Annotated in this window: 18 protein-coding genes and 3 rRNA genes; 10 read left to right on the top strand and 11 right to left on the bottom strand. The window is 69.6% G+C overall.

All coding sequences use genetic code 11. From position 1 onward, the window contains the following. The 4 genes from UIS43_RS08885 to UIS43_RS08870 form a co-directional block, all read right to left on the bottom strand. On the bottom strand, positions 1–708 hold the full coding sequence (locus UIS43_RS08885) for an HNH endonuclease family protein (RefSeq protein ID WP_013154061.1): 708 nt from the start codon (positions 706–708) through the stop codon (positions 1–3). A gap of 145 nt (positions 709–853) precedes the next feature. Next, the gene (locus UIS43_RS08880) at positions 854–1,435 is read right to left on the bottom strand and encodes a permease (RefSeq protein ID WP_358456865.1); all 582 of its coding nucleotides are present in this window, start codon (positions 1,433–1,435) and stop codon (positions 854–856) included. Between the two features lie 3 nt (positions 1,436–1,438). Further along, positions 1,439–2,047, bottom strand: a complete 609-nt coding sequence (locus UIS43_RS08875) for a TetR/AcrR family transcriptional regulator (protein WP_071622434.1) — start codon at positions 2,045–2,047, stop codon at positions 1,439–1,441. Next, the gene (locus UIS43_RS08870; protein ID WP_370012942.1) at positions 2,040–2,849 is read right to left on the bottom strand and encodes an alpha/beta fold hydrolase; all 810 of its coding nucleotides are present in this window, start codon (positions 2,847–2,849) and stop codon (positions 2,040–2,042) included. Before UIS43_RS08870 ends, UIS43_RS08875 begins: the two co-directional genes overlap by 8 nt. 289 nt (positions 2,850–3,138) lie before the next feature. Here UIS43_RS08870 and tyrS point away from each other — a divergent pair, with 289 nt between their 5' ends. From tyrS to rrf, 4 genes are all read left to right on the top strand, one after another. After that, complete coding sequence (tyrS, locus tag UIS43_RS08865) at positions 3,139–4,437, top strand: tyrosine--tRNA ligase (RefSeq protein ID WP_013154057.1); 1,299 nt, start codon at positions 3,139–3,141, stop codon at positions 4,435–4,437. A gap of 869 nt (positions 4,438–5,306) precedes the next feature. Next, a 16S ribosomal RNA gene (locus tag UIS43_RS08860) occupies positions 5,307–6,839 on the top strand. Positions 6,840–7,167: 328 nt separating this feature from the next. Then, positions 7,168–10,263 (top strand): 23S ribosomal RNA (locus UIS43_RS08855). A gap of 96 nt (positions 10,264–10,359) precedes the next feature. Then, positions 10,360–10,475: ribosomal RNA gene (gene rrf, locus UIS43_RS08850) — 5S ribosomal RNA — on the top strand. Together the 16S, 23S and 5S rRNA genes form the textbook arrangement of a ribosomal RNA operon. 325 nt (positions 10,476–10,800) lie before the next feature. Here the strand turns inward: rrf and UIS43_RS08845 are convergent. Further along, on the bottom strand, positions 10,801–11,775 hold the full coding sequence (locus tag UIS43_RS08845) for a hypothetical protein (RefSeq protein ID WP_370012941.1): 975 nt from the start codon (positions 11,773–11,775) through the stop codon (positions 10,801–10,803). A gap of 15 nt (positions 11,776–11,790) precedes the next feature. Here UIS43_RS08845 and UIS43_RS08840 point away from each other — a divergent pair, with 15 nt between their 5' ends. Both UIS43_RS08840 and UIS43_RS08835 read left to right on the top strand, forming a co-directional pair. Continuing rightward, positions 11,791–12,474, top strand: coding sequence for a hypothetical protein (locus UIS43_RS08840; RefSeq protein ID WP_071622432.1), 684 nt, complete (start codon positions 11,791–11,793; stop codon positions 12,472–12,474). A gap of 65 nt (positions 12,475–12,539) precedes the next feature. Beyond that, a complete protein-coding gene (locus UIS43_RS08835) occupies positions 12,540–12,962 on the top strand; it encodes an NUDIX domain-containing protein (RefSeq protein ID WP_013154055.1) in 423 nt (140 codons plus the stop codon). Here UIS43_RS08835 and UIS43_RS08830 read toward each other — a convergent pair. Then, the gene (locus UIS43_RS08830) at positions 12,952–13,887 is read right to left on the bottom strand and encodes a GNAT family N-acetyltransferase (RefSeq protein WP_370012940.1); all 936 of its coding nucleotides are present in this window, start codon (positions 13,885–13,887) and stop codon (positions 12,952–12,954) included. The genes UIS43_RS08835 and UIS43_RS08830 overlap by 11 nt on opposite strands. A gap of 164 nt (positions 13,888–14,051) precedes the next feature. Then, a complete protein-coding gene (locus tag UIS43_RS08825) occupies positions 14,052–15,056 on the bottom strand; it encodes an MBL fold metallo-hydrolase (RefSeq protein WP_198048870.1) in 1,005 nt (334 codons plus the stop codon). A 326-nt stretch (positions 15,057–15,382) separates the two neighbouring features. Between UIS43_RS08825 and UIS43_RS08820 the strand changes: the two genes are divergently transcribed. Then, on the top strand, positions 15,383–15,811 hold the full coding sequence (locus UIS43_RS08820; protein ID WP_013154052.1) for a single-stranded DNA-binding protein: 429 nt from the start codon (positions 15,383–15,385) through the stop codon (positions 15,809–15,811). Between the two features lie 17 nt (positions 15,812–15,828). Here UIS43_RS08820 and UIS43_RS08815 read toward each other — a convergent pair whose 3' ends face one another. Together UIS43_RS08815 and UIS43_RS08810 are read right to left on the bottom strand one after the other, a co-directional pair. Beyond that, on the bottom strand, positions 15,829–16,836 hold the full coding sequence (locus UIS43_RS08815) for an HAD-IIA family hydrolase (protein WP_013154051.1): 1,008 nt from the start codon (positions 16,834–16,836) through the stop codon (positions 15,829–15,831). Positions 16,837–16,988: 152 nt separating this feature from the next. Further along, positions 16,989–17,795 carry an aminoglycoside N(3)-acetyltransferase gene (locus UIS43_RS08810; RefSeq protein WP_013154050.1) on the bottom strand — a complete coding sequence of 269 codons (807 nt, stop codon included), beginning with the start codon at positions 17,793–17,795 and terminating at the stop codon, positions 16,989–16,991. A 188-nt stretch (positions 17,796–17,983) separates the two neighbouring features. Between UIS43_RS08810 and UIS43_RS08805 the strand changes: the two genes are divergently transcribed. Further along, positions 17,984–19,507 carry a serine hydrolase gene (locus UIS43_RS08805; RefSeq protein WP_013154049.1) on the top strand — a complete coding sequence of 508 codons (1,524 nt, stop codon included), beginning with the start codon at positions 17,984–17,986 and terminating at the stop codon, positions 19,505–19,507. On the opposite strand, the gene UIS43_RS08800 is transcribed toward UIS43_RS08805, so the two are convergent. Continuing rightward, positions 19,488–20,765 carry a DUF1015 family protein gene (locus tag UIS43_RS08800; RefSeq protein ID WP_013154048.1) on the bottom strand — a complete coding sequence of 426 codons (1,278 nt, stop codon included), beginning with the start codon at positions 20,763–20,765 and terminating at the stop codon, positions 19,488–19,490. The two genes, UIS43_RS08805 and UIS43_RS08800, sit on opposite strands and share 20 nt — an antisense overlap. Positions 20,766–20,815: 50 nt before the next feature. Beyond that, the gene (locus tag UIS43_RS08795) at positions 20,816–21,166 is read right to left on the bottom strand and encodes an SCP2 sterol-binding domain-containing protein (protein WP_013154047.1); all 351 of its coding nucleotides are present in this window, start codon (positions 21,164–21,166) and stop codon (positions 20,816–20,818) included. Positions 21,167–21,361: 195 nt separating this feature from the next. On the opposite strand from UIS43_RS08795, the gene UIS43_RS08790 reads away from it, so the two are divergent. After that, positions 21,362–22,096: a hypothetical protein gene (locus UIS43_RS08790; protein ID WP_013154046.1), complete on the top strand. Its 735-nt coding sequence runs from the start codon at positions 21,362–21,364 to the stop codon at positions 22,094–22,096. A 30-nt stretch (positions 22,097–22,126) separates the two neighbouring features. Next, positions 22,127–22,324 carry a hypothetical protein gene (locus tag UIS43_RS08785; RefSeq protein WP_013154045.1) on the top strand — a complete coding sequence of 66 codons (198 nt, stop codon included), beginning with the start codon at positions 22,127–22,129 and terminating at the stop codon, positions 22,322–22,324.

Below are 22,324 nucleotides of genomic sequence, written 5' to 3'. Positions count from 1 at the left end.
TCAGCAGCCCGAGAGCACCTCGCGCAGCGCCGCCTCCTCGTCCGGATCGACGGTGAGGTCCCACACGTGCTTGACCTCGATCCACGAGACCACGTAGTCGCAGTGCGAGGACTCCAACGGCGGCAGCCAGTCCGCCGGGTCGGAGTCGCCCTTGGACCGGTTGGTCGAAGCGCTCACCGCCCACAGCTGGGAGGAGTCCAGGTCGTTGGCGAAGCGTCCGCGCTCCTCGGTCGTCCACTCGTGGGCGCCCGAGCGCCAGCCCTCCTTCAGGGCCACCATGTGGTCGATGTCCAGGTCCTCCGCCTCGGTCAGGGTCTCCCCGTCATAGGGGCTGTACCAGGACCCCGACACCGGCTGGCAGTCGTCGTCGACCCGCACGTCCTCGCCGTCGCGCAGCAGGACCACCTGACGGGTGGTGCAGTTGTCCTGCACACCGCTGTCCCAGTGGGGGAAGAGCGCCCGGTCGTACCCCGGCGGGTCGCTCTCCTCCTCCACCCGCAACTCCTCCATCCACTGCCGGGCCTGCTCCACCGACGAGGAGGCGCCGCCGTCCCCGGGCACGGACGAACCGTCGTCCCGGGGCTCGGCGGTGCGCTCTGGGTCCGGTTCGATCACTCCCAGCTGGTACAGCACGAACGCGGCGACGGCGAGGACGCCGACCACGGCGGTCACCAGACCACCGATCTTCGACGCGGCCTTCTTGGGCATCAGGGGCTCCACAACGGGTCGGGCGCCGCGCGCGGACGGCGCGCGGTCGTCCCCACCAGCTTGGCCCATGCCGGGCAGGGCCGTAACACCGCCCGAAGCCAGGTGTTGCTCACCGGGAGCACGCCGACGAGGGGAGACGGAAACGTCAGGACGCGAGGAGGTCGAACACGAAGGAACCCACCAGCAGCAGCCCCACACCCGCGCTGTAGAGCCGTGCCCGGACGCGGTCCGGCTGGTCCCGGAGCGTGCGCCAGGCGTACAGGACCGTGCCCGCCAGCACCAGCGCGCCCTCCACCACGGCCGCCGCCACCGGCGCCTCCCACAACCCCAGGCCCAGCAGCGGCAGCCCGCCCGCGTCACCGGGCAGGAACGGCATGTCCGGCCGGTGCACGAGCAGGTCCAGGAGCCAGTGGCTGAACACCACCCCGCCCAGGACCGCACCGGCGTCCCGACCCCACCGTCCACGGAGCGACACGTGCACCAGAGCGCCCACCGACAACGCGAGCAGCAGGTTGCTGACCAGGGCGTGGGAGTACTCCGCGCGGATGAGGAGGGACCCGTAACCGCTCAGACCGGGTGAGGCCGGGCCCCCGCTCTCCACGCCCAGCGCCGCCAGAGGAAGGAAGACCAGGTCCGGCAACTGCGTCGCGACCAGGAGCGCGCCCATGGGCAGCTCCGGGCGCCACGCCCTGACGACGCCCGCGACCCCGAAGTGTCCTGCCAGCACCGCCTACCCCCTCCCCGTGTCCTCGTGTGCCCCAGCCGCGCCGGGCACCGTGTCCGGCCACTCCTGGAAGGCGCGGACGAACCCCTCCACCAGCAGCGCGTAGGACTGGTCCACGTCCTCGGGCAGGCCGAAGCCGCCGCGTGTCTCCAGGTCCACGAACCCGTGCAGCGAACTGCGCAGCGCCCGGATCGCGTGCACGGCCTGCTCCTCGGCGATGCCGAACCCGCGCAGGACGGCGGCCAGGACCCGTACCGGGTCGGTGGCCAGCTCGGCCCTGGCCCCGGCCAGCACCGGCAGCTGTTGCAGGGCCGCGTAGCGCCCCGGGTGGGCGTGCGCGTAGCGGCGGTAGGCGTCGGCCGTCGCGCGCAGCGCCTCCGGGCCGGACCGGCCCACGGCGGCGCGCTGCACCTCCTCGCCGATCCCGTTCGCGCCCAGCAGCGCCACCTCCCGGCGCAGTCCCGTCAGCCCGTCCACGTGCTTGTACAGGCTGGGCGTGGCCACTCCGAGCCGCTTGGCGACCGCGGCCAGGGACAGGGAGTCGAACCCCTCCTCATCGCTGAGCCGCGCCGCCTCCTCGGCCACCACCGCCGGGGTCAACCCCGCCCTAGGCACCGGCCACCACCTCCTGGAGCAGTGCCTCCACGGCGGGCACGACCACGTCGGGCCGCTGCGCGTGGGCGTAGTGGCCGCACTCGGGCACCATCAGCACCGAACCCCCCACCACGGAGGCCACCCGCTCGGCCTGGGCACGCGGGTCCTTCCAGTCGGGGTCCAGTTCGCCCATGACCACCACGGCCCGGGCCCGCATCCCCCCGGCGTCGGAGACAGGCTCGTTGGGCGCGTAGACCGTCCGGTACACGGCGCGGTAGCGGTCGGCCGGACGCAGCATCTCCAGGACCAGCTCCAACTGGCGCCGGTGCCCCTCGGGCTTGCGGCCGGTGTGCAACTGGTCGTAGACGGCGGTCAGGGCGCGGGGACCCCAGGGACGCAGCAGGAGCAGACGCTGGCCGACACGGGTGAACAGGCCCTGGGAGGGCGGGCCCAGGAACGGGCCGAGCAGGGCGATGCCCGCGACGAGGTCGGGCCGCTCCTGGGCCGCGATGGCGGCGGCGCCCGCGCCCAGGGAGTTGCCCACGATGACCACGTCTTCTCCGCCCAGCTCCTCGGTGAGGGCGATGACGTCGGTGGCCGCCGCCCGGCTGGTGTGGTCGTCGAAGGTGGTGTCGCTGTCGCCGTGGCCGCGCAGGTCCATGGCGGCGACCCGGTATCCGGCCTCGGCCAGGCCCGCGCCGACGAAGCGGAAGGAGTGGCGGTGGTCGAACATGCCGGGCACGCAGACCACGAGCGGTCCGGTGTTCCCTGCTCCGTAGAGGTCGTAGGCGATCCGCCCCTGAGGACGTGTGAGGTGGTGCATCGTGCTCTCCCCGCCGTTTGGCTTTCCCTGATAACCAAAAAGCTAATGCCATTAGCCAACCGGGTCAAGGGGATCCGGCCGGGTTCTTCGTGGGGCGGGGCTGTCCCCGTGCCGGGGCGGGACCGTGTCGGGACAGGGCCGTGCCGGGGCGGGGCCGTGCGATCTGCGGCTCCACCACAGCCGATAGCGTGGAGAGGCGGGAAAACCGGATGGCCTTCCGCCGCGTCCGGCCTACACTTCAAGGCAGATCGGGCCCCAGGGGCCCGCCTACACAACAGAGAGCAACACAGTGACCGACATCATCGACGAACTCCAGTGGCGCGGCCTGCTCGCGCAGACGACCGACCTTGACGCACTGCGCAAGGCGCTCGCCGATGGTCCGATCACCCTGTATTGCGGATTCGACCCGACGGCGGGCAGCCTGCACGTGGGCCACCTCACCCAGATCCTGACCCTGGCCCGTTTCCAGCAGGCAGGCCACCGCCCGATCGCTCTGGTCGGCGGCGGTACCGGTCTCATCGGCGACCCCAAGCCCAACGCCGAGCGCCAGCTCAACTCGCTGGAGACCGTGCGGGGCTGGGTCGACAACCTGGGCGGGCAGCTGTCCGCGTTCCTGCGCTTCACCCCCGAGGGGGAGCAGCCGGAGCCCACCGACGCCGTCCTGGCCAACAACGCCGACTGGCTCGGCGAGATCAACGCCATCGAGCTGCTGCGCGACGTCGGCAAGCACTTCAGCGTCAACCAGATGCTCGCCCGGGAGACGGTGAGGAGCCGGCTCGACGGTGAGGGCATGAGCTACACCGAGTTCAGCTACGTGCTCCTGCAGTCCTACGACTACGTCCAGCTCTACCGCCGCTTCGGCTGCACGCTGCAGACCGGCGGCTCCGACCAGTGGGGCAACATCACCGCGGGCCTGGACCTGGTCCGCAGGATGGACGGAAACGAGCCGCACGGCCAGGCGCACGGGCTGACCACGAACCTGCTCACCAAGGCCGACGGCACCAAGTTCGGCAAGACGGAGTCCGGCAGCGTCTGGCTCGACCCCGAGCTGACCTCGCCGTACGCCTTCTACCAGTTCTGGTTCAACGCCGACGACCGAGACGTGGTCCGCTACCTGAAGACCTTCAGCTTCCGCGACCGCGACGAGATCGAGGAACTGGAGCGCCAGACCGAGGAGCGTCCGCAGGCCCGCGCCGCCCAGCGCGTCCTGGCCGAGGACCTCACCGTCCTCGTGCACGGCGAGGAGGAGTGCCGCAAGGTCAAGGAGGCCAGCCTGGCCCTGTTCGGCCGCGCGGACCTGTCCGACCTGGACGCCCGCACGCTGGAGGCCGCCCTGGCCGAGGTTCCCCGGGCCGAGGTCGACGGTCCCGTCGACGGGCTGCTGGTGACCGACGCGTTCGCGCGGAGCGGCCTGACGCCGAGCAAGTCCGCGGCCCGCCGCGCCATCCAGGAGGGCGGGGCCTACGTGAACAACGTCAAGGTCACCGACGTGGAGGCCGTGCTCCGCCCCGAGGACGTGCTCCAGGGACGCTTCGTCGTGCTGCGCAAGGGCAAACGCAACATCGGCGGCTTGGTCCTCAACGGCTGATATGCCGCTCCGCGGGCCGGTGCCGGACACCGGCCCGCGGCCGTGTCCGCCGATCCGGTGTCCGGCGCGGTCCGGCCGTCTCCCGCTTCCGCGTCCACGCTGCTCGCAGACCTGCTGTGAGCGCGGGGCGTGGAACAGGGGGGAGAGCTGGGCCACAACCGGGGCCGATGGGTTTCGAGCGGGAACCTTCCGGGCAGGAAGCCCGTTGTCTGAACAAAAGCCGACGTAACAGCGCGGTCCCGGTGTGAGGACCGCGCACGTCACAGGGGCTCGAACAAGCCGCCCGCCAGGGGCGACAGAGTCCCGGACCGCGCGGTTGACGCGCGTACCGGGCTCCGGCTTGACGTCTGCCCCGGCCCTCCCTATACTCGGACGAGTCGCTGCGGGACGGCGAGCGGCCCTCGGGTCGACTCGGAACCGGACCGCGGCCGCGAACTCTCTTCCTCCTCCCAACCGAACCGGTTCGAGCACCGCTCTGCATCGGCTAGGCTTCGGGAGGCGCTTCCAAGGAAACACGGAAGCGAAACAGGAAACGGGCTTTACCCCGATCAGAAACACCCCAAGCCGCCGATTTGGCGGGGCGCGGAACACCTGATAAAGTAAAGACACAACAAAGCGGAAACGCACAACGCCTTCGGCGGAAAAGCTCACAGGAGCTTGTACACGAAGAGCGGTTGTTTCTTGAGAACTCAACAGCGCGTGTTTGATTTTCTTTAAGCCATGTTTGTTTTGGCCCCGTCACACAGAACCACTCGGTTCGTGTGCGGAGGTTCCTTTGATTAGCCGGGGTAACCCGGTTGGTCAGGATTACTTCTAGGTTTACCCGCCCAGACGGCTCCTTCGGGGGACGCGGGTCGGGTTGAGTGACCTTTATGGAGAGTTTGATCCTGGCTCAGGACGAACGCTGGCGGCGTGCTTAACACATGCAAGTCGAGCGGTAAGGCCCTTCGGGGTACACGAGCGGCGAACGGGTGAGTAACACGTGAGCAACCTGCCCCTGACTCTGGGATAAGCGGTGGAAACGCCGTCTAATACCGGATACGACCCGCCACCTCATGGTGGAGGGTGGAAAGTTTTTCGGTCAGGGATGGGCTCGCGGCCTATCAGCTTGTTGGTGGGGTAACGGCCTACCAAGGCGATTACGGGTAGCCGGCCTGAGAGGGCGACCGGCCACACTGGGACTGAGACACGGCCCAGACTCCTGCGGGAGGCAGCAGTGGGGAATATTGCGCAATGGGCGAAAGCCTGACGCAGCGACGCCGCGTGGGGGATGACGGCCTTCGGGTTGTAAACCTCTTTTACCACCAACGCAGGCTTCCAGTTCTCTGGAGGTTGACGGTAGGTGGGGAATAAGGACCGGCTAACTACGTGCCAGCAGCCGCGGTAATACGTAGGGTCCGAGCGTTGTCCGGAATTATTGGGCGTAAAGAGCTCGTAGGCGGCGTGTCGCGTCTGCTGTGAAAGACCGGGGCTTAACTCCGGTTCTGCAGTGGATACGGGCATGCTAGAGGTAGGTAGGGGAGACTGGAATTCCTGGTGTAGCGGTGAAATGCGCAGATATCAGGAGGAACACCGGTGGCGAAGGCGGGTCTCTGGGCCTTACCTGACGCTGAGGAGCGAAAGCATGGGGAGCGAACAGGATTAGATACCCTGGTAGTCCATGCCGTAAACGTTGGGCGCTAGGTGTGGGGACTTTCCACGGTTTCCGCGCCGTAGCTAACGCATTAAGCGCCCCGCCTGGGGAGTACGGCCGCAAGGCTAAAACTCAAAGGAATTGACGGGGGCCCGCACAAGCGGCGGAGCATGTTGCTTAATTCGACGCAACGCGAAGAACCTTACCAAGGTTTGACATCACCCGTGGACTCGCAGAGATGTGAGGTCATTTAGTTGGCGGGTGACAGGTGGTGCATGGCTGTCGTCAGCTCGTGTCGTGAGATGTTGGGTTAAGTCCCGCAACGAGCGCAACCCTTGTTCCATGTTGCCAGCACGTAATGGTGGGGACTCATGGGAGACTGCCGGGGTCAACTCGGAGGAAGGTGGGGATGACGTCAAGTCATCATGCCCCTTATGTCTTGGGCTGCAAACATGCTACAATGGCCGGTACAATGGGCGTGCGATACCGTAAGGTGGAGCGAATCCCTAAAAGCCGGTCTCAGTTCGGATTGGGGTCTGCAACTCGACCCCATGAAGGTGGAGTCGCTAGTAATCGCGGATCAGCAACGCCGCGGTGAATACGTTCCCGGGCCTTGTACACACCGCCCGTCACGTCATGAAAGTCGGCAACACCCGAAACTTGCGGCCTAACCCCTTGTGGGAGGGAGTGAGTGAAGGTGGGGCTGGCGATTGGGACGAAGTCGTAACAAGGTAGCCGTACCGGAAGGTGCGGCTGGATCACCTCCTTTCTAAGGAGTCTTTACAGGTCGGCATTACTTCTACAGCCGGCCGGACTCGAAAGTGGACCTGGTGCTGCGTGCAGTATCCAGGATGGCTCAAAGACAAATTGAACTTGACCTCGGGCGACTAGAAGCGTCCGGGGGCGCGCTGTTGGGTGTCTGAGGAAGCAACCTCCGGCCTGGGTCCTTTGGGGTCTGGTCGGGTGTTGGTTCCCGCGGACCGTCTCCGAGAACTCTCGGGTCCTTGCCGTTGTGGTTGGGGATGTGAGTGGTGTTGGGGTATGCGGTTGGTGTTTTGATTTGTGAATAGTGTGCGCGAGCATCTTATTATCTGTAGTGGCCAAGTGATAGTGGCACACGGTGGATGCCTTGGCACCAGGCGCCGATGAAGGACGTGGGAGGCCGCGATAGGCCACGGGGAGCTGTCAACCGAGCTGTGATCCGTGGGTGTCCGAATGGGGAAACCTAGCCCGAGTTGTGTCGGGTTGCCGCCATCTGAATGTATAGGGTGGTTGGTGGTGACGCGGGGAAGTGAAACATCTCAGTACCCGCAGGAAGAGTAAACAACAGTGATTCTCCTAGTAGTGGTGAGCGAACGGGGAAGAGGCTAAACCGTAGGCGTGTGATAGACGGCAGTCGTTGCGTTTGCGGGGTTGTGGGACATATCTGTTCAGGTCTGCCGGCCTGGAGCGTTGATGTCGGTGTTAGTTGAAACCGTTGGGAAGCGGTACCGGAGTGGGTGAGAGTCCCGTAGATGAAGGTACCGGCTAGACGTTGATGTGTTCCCGAGTAGCGCGGAGCCCGTGAAAGTCCGTGTGAATCTGGCAGGACCACCTGCTAAGCCAAAATACGTCCTGGTGACCGATAGTGCACTAGTACCGTGAGGGAAAGGTGAAAAGTGCCCCGGTGAGGGGTCGTGAAATAGTACCTGAAACCGTGTGCTGTCAAGCCGTCAGAGCTGAAGCTTGTCTTTGGTGATGGCGTGCCTTTTGAAGAATGAGCCTGCGAGTCATGGTGTGTGGCGAGGTTAACCCGGGTGGGGTAGCCGTAGGGAAACCGAGTCTGAATAGGGCGATTTGAGTCGCATGCTGTGGACCCGAAGCGGAGTGATCTACCCATGTCCAGGGTGAAGCGGGGGTAAGACCTCGTGGAGGCCCGAACCCACCAGGGTTGAAAACCTGGGGGATGAGGTGTGGGTAGGGGTGAAAGGCCAATCAAACTCCGTGATAGCTGGTTCTCCCCGAAATGCATTTAGGTGCAGCGTCGCGTGTTTCTTGCTGGAGGTAGAGCTACTGTTTGGCTGATGGGCCCGACAAGGTTACTGACGTCAGACAAACTCCGAATGCCGGTTAAGTGAAGCGTGGCAGTGAGACTGCGGGGGATAAGCTTCGTAGTCGAGAGGGAAACAGCCCAGATCATCAGCTAAGGCCCCTAAGCGTGTGCTAAGTGGGAAAGGTTGTGGAGTTGCTGAGACAACCAGGAGGTTGGCTTAGAAGCAGCCATCCTTTAAAGAGTGCGTAATAGCTCACTGGTCAAGTGGTTCTGCGCCGATAATGTAGCGGGGCTAAAGCACACCGCCGAAGCTGTGAAGCTCAAGACTAGTTTCTTGGGTTGGTAGGGGAGCGTCGTGCGTCCGGTGAAGCTGCCGAGTGATCGTGTGGTGGAGGGCGTGCGAGTGAGAATGCAGGCATGAGTAGCGATAGCAACGTGAGAAACGTTGCCGCCGATTGACTAAGGGTTCCTGGGGCAGGTTAATCCGCCCAGGGTGAGTCTGGACCTAAGGCGAGGCCGACAGGCGTAGTCGATGGATAACGGGTTGATATTCCCGTACCCGTGCACGAGCGTCCAGTACTGAATCAGGTGATGCTAACCACGCTGGTGGTCTTGGGTCCCTTCGGGGAGCTTTGACTTACTGGTCTGGGAACCGAGCTTGTAGTAGGTAAGTGATGGGGTGACGCAGGAGGGTAGCTCTACCCGGCGGTGGTTGTCCGGGGGTAAGCGTGTAGGCTGAGAGGTTGGCAAATCCGCCTCTTATATGAGCTGAGACGTGATGCCGAGCCGTTTTTGGTGAAGTGAGTGATCCCATGCTGTCGAGAAAAGCCTCTAGCGAGTTCGTGTGTGGCCAGTACCCTAAACCGACGCAGGTGGTCAGGTAGAGAATACCGAGGCGTTCGGGTGAACCATGGTTAAGGAACTCGGCAAATTGTCCCCGTAACTTTGGGAGAAGGGGAGCCTTGTCTGGTGACGGATCTTGCATCCTGAGCTGGGTGGGGTCGCAGATAGCGGGGGGAAGCGACTGTTTATTAAAAACACAGGTCCGTGCGAAGTCGTAAGACGCTGTATACGGACTGACGCCTGCCCGGTGCTGGAACGTTAAGAGGACTGGTTAGTGGGGGTTCGCCCTTGCGAAGCTGGGAATCTAAGCGCCAGTAAACGGCGGTGGTAACTATAACCATCCTAAGGTAGCGAAATTCCTTGTCGGGTAAGTTCCGACCTGCACGAATGGCGTAACGACTTCCCCACTGTCTCAACCATGGGCCCGGTGAAATTGCACTACGAGTAAAGATGCTCGTTTCGCGCAGCAGGACGGAAAGACCCCGGGACCTTCACTATAGCTTGACATTGGTGTTTGGGATGGTTTGTGTAGGATAGGTGGGAGCCGGTGAAGCTGTCACGCTAGTGGCGGTGGAGGCGTTGGTGAAATACCACTCTGACTGTTTCGGGCATCTAACTTTGGACCGTGATCCGGTTCGGGGACAGTGTCTGGTGGGTAGTTTAACTGGGGCGGTTGCCTCCCAAAGAGTAACGGAGGCGCCCAAAGGTTCCCTCAGCCTGGTTGGTAATCAGGTGTTGAGTGTAAGTGCACAAGGGAGCTTGACTGTGAGACGGACGTGTCGAGCAGGAGCGAAAGCTGGGACTAGTGATCCGGCACCGGCGTGTGGAAGCGGTGTCGCTCAACGGCTAAAAGGTACCCCGGGGATAACAGGCTGATCTTCCCCAAGAGTCCATATCGACGGGATGGTTTGGCACCTCGATGTCGGCTCGTCGCATCCTGGGGCTGGAGTTGGTCCCAAGGGTTGGGCTGTTCGCCCATTAAAGCGGCACGCGAGCTGGGTTTAGAACGTCGTGAGACAGTTCGGTCCCTATCCGCTGTGCGCGTTGGAGACTTGAGAAGGGCTGTCCCTAGTACGAGAGGACCGGGACGGACGAACCTCTGGTGTGCCAGTTGTCCTGCCAAGGGCATGGCTGGTTGGCTACGTTCGGGAGGGATAACCGCTGAAAGCATCTAAGCGGGAAGCTTGCTTCGAGATGAGGTCTCCTGCCTCCTTGAGGGGGTAAGGCTCCCTATAGACGATGGGGTTGATAGGCCGGGTGTGGAAGCCTTGTGAGGGGTGGAGCTGACCGGTACTAATAGGCCGAGGGCTTGTCCGCTGCAGATAATTGGATGTTCGCGCACACTTTTCACGGGATTTTTCCGCCGTGGACGACTCCCCTTGGTGGGTTGAGTTGTTTGGGGTGGTGTGGTTTCCGTGGTGGTTATTGCTGGAGGGTCACACCCGGTCTCTTTCCGAACCCGGTCGTTAAGTCTCTTTGCGCTGATGGTACTGCCCTGTGGTGGGGTGGGAGAGTAGGTCGCTGCCACGGTTTTTCGTTGGGGGGGTCGCCTGTGGGCGGCCCCCCTTTGTTTTTGTGGTGGGGGTGGGGTGCCTGCAAGGCGACCTGTCCCTCTTTTTTGTGGTGGTGTTTGTGCGTTTGTGAACGCGGGGGTGGGCGTGTGGGGGTGCGGGTTCCTGGGTGGGCCCCCCTGTTTCCAGTCAACCGGGTGCGGGGGTGGCGGTGCCAGAGCGTCCCGCGTCCTGTGGACAACCCGGTCCGGTGTGCGCAGACGCTGTCGGGAAAGTAGGACGTTGGGCACCTGCGCTCTGGTGATGAGCGGCGACACCATGTCGTAAGCTGGAAGGCACGAGTACTATGACGCGCTGCTACTGCTCAAGGTGGCAGCGCTTTTGAGTGTTGACGGACGGGTTGGATGACTGAGGACAGCCGATCGGGAGACCGCGAGGACTCCGGAGCCAACGAGCGCGGCGGTTATCGCTCCGGTGGACCTGGTGGTCGGGGACGCGGTGACGGACCCCGCGCCCGGTCCGGCTACAGCGGTTCCAGAGATGACAGAGGTCGTGACGACCGGCGCGGAGGATACCGCCGTGACGACCGTGACCGCGGAGGCTACCAGGGTCGCGACGAGCGTCGCGGCGGTGGTGGTTTCCGGGGCCGTGACGAACGACGCGATGACCGCGGCGGCTTTCGCAGCGAAGGCGGCGGAGAGCGCCGCGACAGTCGGGACCGTGGTGGTTTCCGCGGTGGGGACCGCCGGGATGACAGGGGTGGCTTCCGCAGCGGAGAGCGCCGCGACGATCGCGGGAGTTTCCGTGGCCGCGATGACCGCGACCGCGGCGGATTCCGTGGCGGGGACCGTCGCGACGATCGCGGCGGGTACCGCGGCCGTGACGACCGCGGAGGCTTCCATGGCGGTAACGACCGCCGTGACGACCACCGCGAGGACCGGCGGGATGATCGGGGCGGCTTCCGTGGCGGGGACCGCGACCGCGGAGGCTTCCGCGGCCGTGACGACCGCCGTGACGACCGCGGCGGGTTCCGCGGCGGAGAGCGCCGTGACGACCGGCGAGGCGGGGGCTTCCGGGAAGGCGGGCGCGGGGATGACCGCCGTGGCGGCGGGTTCCGCGGTCGCGACGACAACAGGGGCGGCGGCTTCCGCGGTCGGGACGACCGGCGTGACGACCGCCGTGCGCCGCGCGAGGACCGCGACCCGGCCGACGTCGCGCCCCAGCTCCCGGCGGAGGTCAGCTACTCCCAGCTGGACCCCGAGACCAGGCGTGACCTCCACTCGCTGCCCAAGTCTCTGGCCGAACTGGTCGGCAAGCACATCGTCGCCGCCGGCATGCTCCTGGACGAGGACCCCGAGCGGGCCTACGCCCACGCGGCCTACGCGCGCCGCAAGGCGTCGCGCGTTCCCGGCGTCCGCGAGGCCTCCGGTGTGGCGGCCTACACCATGGGCAAGTGGCAGGAGGCCCTGTCCGACCTGCGCGCCGCACGCCGGATGAGCGGACGCGACAACTTCCTCGCCATCATGGCCGACAGCGAGCGCGGCCTGGGCCGTCCCGAACGTGCGCTGGAGATCACCAACGACCCGGCCGCCAAGAACCTGGACGCGGCCGACCGCATCGAGCTGCGCATCGTCGCCTCCGGGGCCCGCCGGGACATGGGCGACACCAAGGCCGCCCTGGCCGAACTCCAGGTGCCCGAGCTCAAGGAGAGGCGCGCCCGCCCGTGGGTCGCCCGCCTCTTCTACGCCTACGCCGACGTCCTGGAGGAACTGGGCCGCGAGGACGACGCCCGCGAGTACTTCTCGCGCGCCTCGGCCGTGGACAGTGACGGCGTCACCGACGCCGACGAGCGGCTGGCCGCCCTGGAGGGGATGGAGCTGGTCGACTACGACGCCGAGGACGGCATCGTCTGGACCGACGCCGAGGAGCAGGAACCCCTGGAGGAGCCGCAGGAGGACGCGTCCCCGCGCGACCGCGACCGCGACGAACGGCACCGCGGCCGCGAGGACCGGGACTGAGCCCCTTCCACGGAACCGGTGGTACCGCACCGCCGGGCGGAGACGCTCCGCTCGGCGGTGCCGTCGTGCGTCTGGGGGTCCTCCCCGAGGTTCACGACTCCGTGGTGTGCCTGACCTACACCGGTGACCGGCCCCTGCTGGTGCGCAACCGGCGCCGGGCCTGGGAGTTCCCCGGCGGTCACGCCGAACCGGAGGAGACCTTCCAGGACACCGCGCGCCGCGAGGCCCGGGAGGAGGCCGGCGCCACCCTCGGCGACATCCGTCCCGTCGGCCACTACGTGCTCTCCGGCGGTCACGTCACGGTGGTCACCCACGCGCAGGTGACCGCGCTGGCTCCGCTGACCGGGGAGTTCGAGACCGTGGAGGTGCGGGCCTTCGACGTCCTGCCCTCCGACGACCAACTCTCCTGGGCGGACGGGCTCTACGCCCACCTGCTCCGGGAGCTGGGGCTGCCCGGGGCGCCGCCGGGGCCGTCCGCTAACCCCTGAGCCGCCGGACGTAGACGGTCTCGGAACCGACCGGGGCGTAGCCGAGCCGCCGGTTCGCGGCCAGCATCGGCGCGTTGTCCTCGTGGTTGCCGGTGTAGGCGTAGCGCATGCCCCGTTCACGCGCCCGGTGCAGTGCCGCGGCCTTGGCGTACCCGGCCAGGCCGCGCCCCCGGAACTCGCGCAGGGTGCCGGTCATGGACGACTCCATCCGGGTCTCCCCGTCGCTGACGTAGCAGGTGATGGCGGCCGGCACGCCCTCGACCAGTGCCAACAGGGACAGGTCCGGTGCGCGCAGCGGGTGCTCCCACACGTCCTTGCGCCACCCCTCGTAGGAGGGGAACCAGGAGTCCGCGCCCGGCTCGTCCAGGCTGGCCAGCCTGTCGACCTCGTAGATCTCCCGCGGGTCGTCGGCGTAGTCGCCGAAGGGCCGCAGTTCGACGCCCTCGGGAGCCTTCGGTAGGGCGGGTAGCGCGGCCAGGTCCAGGCCCAGGACGCGGTGGGTCTCCTCCGGGGCGTACCCCCGCTCCAGCACGGTCCGCCGGAAGGCCTCGCCCCCGGTCTGGACGCCCTCCTCGGCGGCCTCGGTCCGCAGGACCTCGGCTCCGCCCCCGAGGAGGTGGCGCTCGGAGGCGTCCAGCAGGCGCGCGCCCACGTCCGTGTCCCGGTGGGAGGCGGCGACCGTGGCGAGGAGGGACCGGCCGCTGCGGGGGCCCTCACCGTCGCAGCGTAGCGCGGAGCGCAGGAAACCCACCGGGGCCCCGTCCTCCACCGCGAGCAGAGTGGTCTCACGCATGCCGGGTAGGGGGTTCTCCGCCCGCCAGCGCATCGCGTCCTCGGTCAGCACGCGGCAGGGGTGGACGGCGCGCAGGAGGGGGAGGATCCGGGGGATGTCGGCCCGCTCCATGGGGCGGATCTGAGTCGTCATGGGGGTGAGACTAGGTCCGGGGCCCGGCGGGCGCACCCGGTTTTCCCGCGGTCCGCGCGCCGCGTCCGGCGGCCGTGCGCCGCCGGGGCCGCTCCGCGCCTCCGCGTCGGAGCGCGGACGTCCGCGCTCCGACGCCGGGGACCGCGAGGGCCGTCCGGGACCGCTCAGGAACGTTCCTTCTCCTCCGCAGCCCGGGCCTCGGCCTGCTCCCGGGCGAGCCTGTCCAGCCAGTGCACGATGCCGGACACGTTGGCCTCCGCACCGCTGAGGGTGTCCAGGATCGCGGCGGACTCCGCGGGCAGCTCCGGCGGCATCGGCGCGTAGCGCGAGACCACCTTGTCGCGCACCATGGCGATCGCGTGGTCCAGGTCGCCGGTGCTGCCGTGGGACTCGCGCACCGTCTCCACCCACAGCCGGAGCTCGGACTCGGCCCGGTCGAGGGTCTCGGGGACCGAGGTGACCGCGCCGAAATGGGAGAACATCAGCCGCTGGGCGTCGATGTCCCCGAACAGCCGCAGGGTGCGCAGGCACGCCTCCATGTCGAAGTCCGGCGGCGGCGTGGCCGGGCTGACCTCTCCGGTGAGCGGCTTGTACACGCCCAGCGCGTCGCCGACGTACAGGTCGCCGGTGAGGGTGTCGACCAGGCCCATGTGGTGCTTGGCGTGGCCGGGGGCGTAGTGCGTCACCAGTCGGCGCCCGCCGCCCAGGTCGATCTCCCCGGTCTCGGCCACCGACCGGATACGGGTCGCCTCGGTGGGGTTCATCCGTCCGAACAGGCTGTCCAGCCGGTCGCCCCACACCATCTCGGCGCTGCGCATCAGCCTGCTCGGGTCGGCCAGGTGGCGGGCGCCGCGCTCGTGCACGACGATCTCGGCGTTGGGGAACAGGGCGGCCATGTCTCCGGTGCCGCCCGCGTGGTCCAGGTGGATGTGGGTGACCACGATGGTGGCCAGGTCCGCGGGAGCCAGCCCGAGGCGGGTGACGGCCTCGTGCAGGACCCGCGCGGAACCGGCGGTGCCGACCTCGACGATGCAGGGCCGTTGGGAGCGGATGAGGTAGCTCGACACGATCCCCGGGTATCCGGCGAGCATCGTGTCGATGGCGAAGATGTCGTCGCCCAGCGGGGTGATCCCCTCGGGCAGACCGCTCACGTCCACGTCGTCGTGCACTGCAAGCACCCCTGTTCCTCGGTCGTCGTGGGGTTCGGCGGGGCCGAACCGGACAGGATCCGACTCTAGGACAAGGGTGTCACGGCTGGTCGGGGCGGGGCTCGGCCCGGTCCTCGCCGGAGGGGTGCGCGGAGCGCGGCCGGTGCCGGGACGGGTTGTCCACAGCCTCGCGACGGGCCTTTCGCCCGGACCCTCGCCGGGGGATCCTGGTGGGAGAGCGCACGCCCCCACCGCACGCGGACGGCCGGACCTTCGGTCTCCTGCCCCGCGCCCCTGCTCCGCGTCGCGCCCGTCTCCTCGCTCTCCACCCATGGGAGGACGTCCACATGCAGCAGGAGTCCGCGGTCGCCCCGAGCCGGACCGCCCCCGACACCCCGTCCCCGCGGCAGGACCCGTGTGAGTCCGAGCACCGCAACGAGATCCTCGTGGCCGGGCGGATCACCGCCCGGCCCCTCATCCGCGAGCTGCCCAGCGGCGACCGGTTGGCCACCTGGCGGGTCTGTGTGGCCCGCCCCCGCGACAGCCGCTACCGCGGGCGCCGGTCCGACTCGATCACCTGCACCAGTTTCGACCGCGACCTGCACGAGGGGATACGCGCCTGGCGGCTGGGCGACGTGGTCCGGATGACCGGGGAGCTGCGCCGCCGCACCTGGCGCGGCCGGGAGGGCGTACGCAGCGTGTGCGAGGTGGAGGCCAGGACCGCGACCCTGGTCCGGGCGGCCGACGGCCCCGCGGCCGGGGCGGTGCGGCGGTGAGGGCCCGCCGCGTGGGCTCACCAGCCCAGGCGGGACAGCGCCTCGCGTGCGGCCGGGCCGGACGGGTCCGCCGCCCGGTCCGCCCAGACCGCGACGCACAGCGCGCGCAGCCCGTCCAGCCGGTCCCCGTCCCCCTCGACGCGTGGTGCGCCGCCGGTGACGGTCACCGTCCACCCCGCGCAGCGGGTGCGGTCGCCCTCGCGGACGACGGCCGGGTGCGTGTGGTTCATGCCCGACAGGTCCCACGCCAGGTAGCTGGGGCGCTGGTGCTCGGGCGCGGCGAGGGCGTCCATCGGGGTGGCCACCCCCGTCAGCACCAGCATCCCCGCCGCGCCGTGGGCGGTCGCGCCCTCGATGTCGGTGTCCAGCCGGTCGCCCACGATCAGCGGGTTGCGCGCTCCGGTGCGCAGGATGCCCTCCTCGTGCAGGGGGCGCATGGGCTTTCCGGCGACGACGGGTTCGACCCCGGTGGCGTTGGCGATGACCCGGACGAAGGACCCGTTGCCGGGGGTCAGGCCCCACTCGCTGGGTGCGGTGGCGTCGTTGTTGCTGGCCACGTAGAACGCGCCGCGCCGGACCGCGACCGTGCCCTGGTCGAGCAGGTCGCGGGTCATGTGCCGGGAGTAGCCCTGCACCACGGCCACCACCGAGGGGCTGTCGACCGACACCGGGCGCAGCCCCATCCTGCGCACCGCCTGGCGCAGCGCGGTGTCGCCCACCACCAGTACGTCCGAACCCGCGGGGTGGTGTTCGCCGACCAGGCGGGCGGCGGCCTCCGCGGAGGTCACCACGTCCCCGGGGGCGGCGCCCACGCCCAGTTCGGTCAGGTGCTCGGCGATGCGCGCCGGGGTGCGCCCGGCGTTGTTGGTCACGAACGCCACCCGCGCTCCGGCGGCCCGCGCCTTGCCCACCGCCTCCGGTGCCGCCGGTACGGCCCTCGGGCCGATGTAGACGACCCCGTCCAGGTCCAGGAGCATCGCGTCGTGGATCTCGTTCAGGGGGCGGTCTGCGGCGAGCAGGGACATGGCGGAGAACCCGTTCCGTGTGATGGCGGTGGTCGTCTCCCAGGCTATGGCGCGGGTCCCCTCGGCCGGGACCGTCCGCCCGGGGCCGGGATGTGCGCTGTGTCGCTGACCCACCGGCACCGCGGCGGGCGCCGGATGCTCCGGTGCGGAGGTCACCTGTCCCGGTTCACGGTCATCCAGCTGGACGCGAAGGCCACCGCTCCCGGGAGGGAGAACAGCCGTGCGGTGGCCTCGCCCACCGGGCCCGAGGTCACGGCTCCGGTGTTCTCGAAGTCGGCGCCCAGCCGTGCGAAGTCCTCCTCGTCCAGGAGCACGTCGGTGAAGTCCACCCACGTCCGGCCGCCGTCCGGGGCCAGGACCGCGCACCCGGACCGCTCCAGGCGGGGCCGGGGAATGCGGTACTCGGCCAGGTGGAAGGCGGTGCAGGAGTCGAACCCCGTGCCCAGCAGCAGGACCTTGGCCCGGACGCGTTCCAGCGCGGCGAGCGGGGAGTCCTCGCCCAGGCGGCAGTCGACCGGGTGGTGTGCCATGAGGTCGCGGGCGCGGGGGCCCAGCGCGGCGAAGGAGGTCTGCGGGTTCGCGCTGCGGACCGCGCCGGGCCAGGTGCGCACCATCTCCGGGACGCGGCCCATGAACCTGCTCGGTGTCAGGCGCGGATCGAACCCGGGCGCCTGCGCGCGGATGACCGGCCACCAGTCCTCGGGGACCGGGGGGTCGCGCCACCCGGCGGGGTCGGTGTTGTCCATGGTCTGGGTGGGCACGACGAGCGTTCCCCGGGAGCCGACGGCGTCCACGAGGGCCTGCACGAGGGCCTGTTCACCGCCGCACACCCAGCCCAGCGCGCTGAGGGAGGTGTGCACGAGGAGGGTGTCGGCGGGCGCGACCCCCAACGCGGTCAGGTCGCGGGCCAGGGAGGCCCGGGTCTGGGGTCGGCCGGGGTTCTTCGCTTCGGCGGGCACGCTGGGGACTCCTCGGCTGGAAGGGAACGGAGCGGATCACCATGGGTACAGCAGGCGGCCGGTGCCGGGCCAGTGGATATCGGGAGGCCGGGGCCGGGGGAGGCGCGCCGGGGGGTGGGGGGGTGGGGAAAACCCCAGGGTGTGCGTACGGTCGGCACCGTGGTCTCGGGTGGGCCGCGCCGAGCACGATGGTCCCCATGTCCCTGACCAGAATCGCGGCGGCGGGCCTGGCCGCCGCCCTCCTGATGCTCACCGCCGCCCCCGCCCGGGCCGAGGTCCCCGACACGGATCCGGGCGCGCTGACCTCCGAGGCCGTGGACGCCTACGTGTCCGACTACCTGGACGCCTCACCCTTGCCGGGGGCCGCCGTCGCCGTGACCCGGGGCACCGAGGTGGTGCGCGCGGCGGGCTACGGCACCGACTCGGCGGGTGGGGCGATCACCGCCGACACCCCCATGGGGGTGGCCTCGGTCAGCAAGGCCTTCACCGCGCTCGCCGTCATGCAGCTCGTGGAGGACGGCGCACTCGCGCTCGACGACCGGGTGGCGCGGCACCTGCCGGGGTTCACCCTCGACGACCCGCGCGCCGACCGTGTCACCGTCCGCCAACTGCTCACCCACACCTCGGGGATGTCCGACACCGCCTTCCGGGAGAAGAGCGCCCCCGCGGCCGAGGACCTGGAGGGGGCGCTCGCCAGGATGGCGGACTCCGGGATGGCCGCCGATCCGGGCACCGAGTTCCACTACCACAACCCCAACTACCACGTCGCGGCCCGGCTGGTGGAGGTCCTCAGCGGCCGGTCCTTCGGCGAGTACATGGACGAGCGCGTGTTCGCGCCGCTGGGCATGGACGACACCGTCACCGTCGACACCGCCGAGGAGGTCTTCGCGGCGGGGGCGGCCCCGGGGCACGTCGCCGTCCTGGGCGCGGCAGTCGCGGTGCCCGAGCCGCAGAGCTACTTCAACGGCGCGGGCGGCATGGTCACCACCGCGCACGACATGGCCCGCTGGCTGGTCGCGCAGAACAACGGGGGGCGGGGAGCCGACGGCGCCCGCGTCCTGTCGGAGGAGGGGATCACCGCCACCCACACCCCGGTCGGCGGCGCGGGAGGCGACACCGCGCTGGGCTGGAACGCCGGGGAGAGCCCGGCGGGCGCCCCCATGGTCTCGCACGGGGGCATCCAGTTCACCTACACCGCCCACCAGGCGCTGCTGCCCGGGAGCGGGTACGGCGTCGCGGTGATGGCCAACACCGGGCTGGGCAGCGCCGACGCCTCCGCGCTGCTGCACGGGCTGGTGGCCCTGGCCGAGGGCGGGGAGCCCGCCGCGCCGACCGCTCCGGTGCTGTTGGCGCTCGACCTGGTCCTGGTCGCCCTGGTCGGGCTGACCGGCTACCTCGCCCAGCGGGGTGTGCGGCGCGCCGGCGCCTGGGCGGAGGCCGTCCGCGTGCGTCCCCGGTGGCGCGGCGCCGTGCGCCTGCTGCCGGGGCTGGCCGTCATCGGCGCAGCCGTGTTCCCGAACCGGTTGGCGGCGCTGCTGGCCCAGGGCCGTGACATGACCTGGGGGCAGACGTTCTACCTGGCCCCCACCGCCCTGGCCCTGCTGGTGGCCGCCGCGCTCGCCTTCGCCGTGGTGTACGCGGCCCGGGCGGCCCGCCTGGTCGGAGCGCGGCGGTCGGTCCGGGGCCGCCCCCTCAGTCCAGGAGGCGCATGACCAGACCCGTACGCGGTTTGGGGCCGAACGAGGTGGACTTGCGGGGGGTCAGCTCCCCGCGGTCGGCCACCGCGTACACCTGTTCCACGCGCAGCGCGGGCACGATGACGGCCGTGCCCTTCTCGTCGCGGGCGGCCGCGACCGCCTCGGCCGCGTCGTCGTGCACCATCCGCACCCGCTCCTCCGGTACCTCCCACAGCGGCAGCAGCACCTGGTGCAGGGCGGCCGTGGACAGGTGCCGCCACTGCGGGGAGCGGTCGGGCATGGCCCGCTCCAGCACCCGCTCGTCGAAGCCGTGCACCAGGTGGGCGTCGCCCTCGGGGGAGACCAGTAGCAGGGCGGGCGCCTCCGCCCGGTCCAGGGCGTGTGCGCGGGGGCCCGCGACCCGTTCCACGGAGGCCACCGTGCGGGCGGCCTCGACCGCGGCGTCGGTGTCCAGGCCGGGGAGCACCCGGTGGATGGCGCCCAGTCGGGGCGGGTGGGTGTCGCTGTCCACGAGCAGGGCCAGCCCGTAGCGCCAGCCCGGGGCGTCGTGGGCGGCGCGCAGACGCCGGTAGGCGGCGTAGCGGTGGTGGCCGTCGGCGATCAGCGCGGACCGGCCCGCCAGGTCGGCGCTGATCCGCCGCAGCACGGCGGGGTCGGTGACCGCCCACAGCCGGTGCTCGGCTCCGTCGCGGGTGCGCGCGTGCGTGAGCGGGGCGCCCGCGACCGCCTCGGTGGCGGCCGACGCGTACCCGTCGCCGCCCCGGTAGACCAGGAAGATCGGTTCGAGGTTGGCCCGGGCCAGGCCCATCAGGTGGAACCGGTCGCGCACCGGCGGGTCGGCCACGTCCTCGTGCGGGCGTACGGCGGGTTCGGCGCCCTCCTCGGGCAGGCGCAGGTTGCCCACCAGTCCGCGCTGGCGCCGCCCGTCGGCGGTGACCTGCTCGTACACGTACAGCGCCGGTTGCGCGTCCAGCGCGAGCACGCCGTCGTCGATCCAGCTGCGCAGCAGCTCGGCGGCCGTGCGGTAGCGGCGCGGCACGGCCCTTCCCGTCCCGGCGGGGCTCTGGCGGCTCAGCTCGAAGGGCAGGGTGACCCGCGCGGCGTTGTGCGGGTCGGAGCGCTGGAGCGCACGCGCCTCGTCGGCGTCGGGGATGTCGTAGGGAGGGGCCAGGAGTCGCGCGAGGTCGAACTCCCCGTCGACGAAGCGGTCCGCGTCGGGGTCGGCGTAGCGCAGACCGCGGAAGGGCGCCAGTTCGAGAGGTTGGCGTGGCATCCCAGCACGGTACCCGTCGCCGTTCGCCGTTCGGGCGCCGCGCGGTCGGCTCAGAGGAGTTTCCGCACGCGCAGCAGGTCGCCGACGCTGGCGTCGATCCTGACCCGGCGGCCGAACACGGCCTTGGCCGCGTCCAGGCGGTCCTCGGCCAGGGCCACCAGGTCCTCGCTGGCCACGGTGATCCGCACCTGTGCCCGGGGCGCGGGCCGGTCCGCGGGGCGGTGGGTGATGTCGACCAGGCCGTCGAGGGTGAGCCGCATGTCGAAGACGGTCTCCAGGTCGGGGACCTCCACGCTCAGGGAGCGTTCACGGATGTACTTGCGGCGCTTCTCGTCGGGTTGGGCGAGGATGCGCTGGTTCACCTTCTCGATGCCGGCGAGACACGTGTCGATGCTGCTCATGGCCACATCATGCCCCAGGCGCCGGGCGTTCGCGTCCTTGTGGTGCCATCGGGACGAATGGGGCGGTCTTGGGAGTTCGCGTGTCAACGCCGGTTCGGTCCCGGTAGCGTTGGCCACGGCCCCCCGTCGCGCAGCGGCTCGCCCTGCCCGCGCCCCCTTCCCCTTTCGCGGTCCCACCAAGGAGCACTTGTCATCATGGTCGTCGACGCGGTACGCACCTACCTCGATGCCGCCAGTGGCCTCACCGAACTCTCGCGCAAGCAGGCCGTCGCCGCGGCCAAGGCCCTGCTCAGGGCGAACGGTCCCGCCGCGCCGGTCGCGGCGGAGGGGGAGAGCCTGCCGCCGCGGGTGGGGCAGAGCATCCAGAACCTGGCCGGGGAGCTCATCGAGACCAGCCAGGCCAACCGCGCGGCCATCGCCGACCTGGTCCGCTCCGAGGTCGGGCGCCAGCTGGAGCGGATGGACGTCGTGCCGCGCGCCGACCACGAGCGTCTGGTACGGCGGGTCGCCGAACTCGAACGCCGCCTGGCCGCACGCCACGCGGTCGAGCGCGTTCTGGCCCCCGTCGAGGCGGGCGCGTCCTCGCCTGTGCGCCCCGCGGCCGCCGCGGAGACCGACGCTTCCCAGGCCGAGGTGTCCACCGGGGCCGGGGAGGGCGCCGAGGCCGGGTCCGAGGAGCGCGGCCCCGGGGCGGGGGCCGGATCCGGCTCGGCCGCGTCCGAGGGGGACGCGAAGGTCGCCGGGGGCCGGGACACGCAGGAGGCGGCCGACGACGGCGCGGAGGCCTCCGCGGACGCGGCGGGTGCCGCGGCCGACGCCCAGGACGCCGACAAGGCCGCGGCCAGGAAGCCCCGTACCGCGGCCAAGACGGCCCGCGCTCGCACCGCAGCCAAGCGCACCACCAAGAGCAGGGGCACCACGAAGAAGTAGAGTCGGACCAGCGAGAACACCGGGAGAGGCATGGACCCCAACGAGCAGGCCCAGGCACTGGCCGAGCAGACCCTGCGCAGCACCAGGGAGCGGCTGGCGTCGCTGGAGTCCCTGCCCACCGCCGAGCACGTCGCGGTCTTCGACACCCTGCACCAGGAGCTGTCCGGGGTGCTCGGCGCGCTCGACCAGGGCGCCGGCGCCCCCGAACAGCCCCGGTATCCTCGGTAA

The organism is Nocardiopsis sp. LDBS0036 (assembly GCF_041228755.1).
Taxonomy (GTDB): domain Bacteria; phylum Actinomycetota; class Actinomycetes; order Streptosporangiales; family Streptosporangiaceae; genus Nocardiopsis; species Nocardiopsis dassonvillei.
This window is presented reverse-complemented; position numbering and strand designations above follow the sequence as displayed.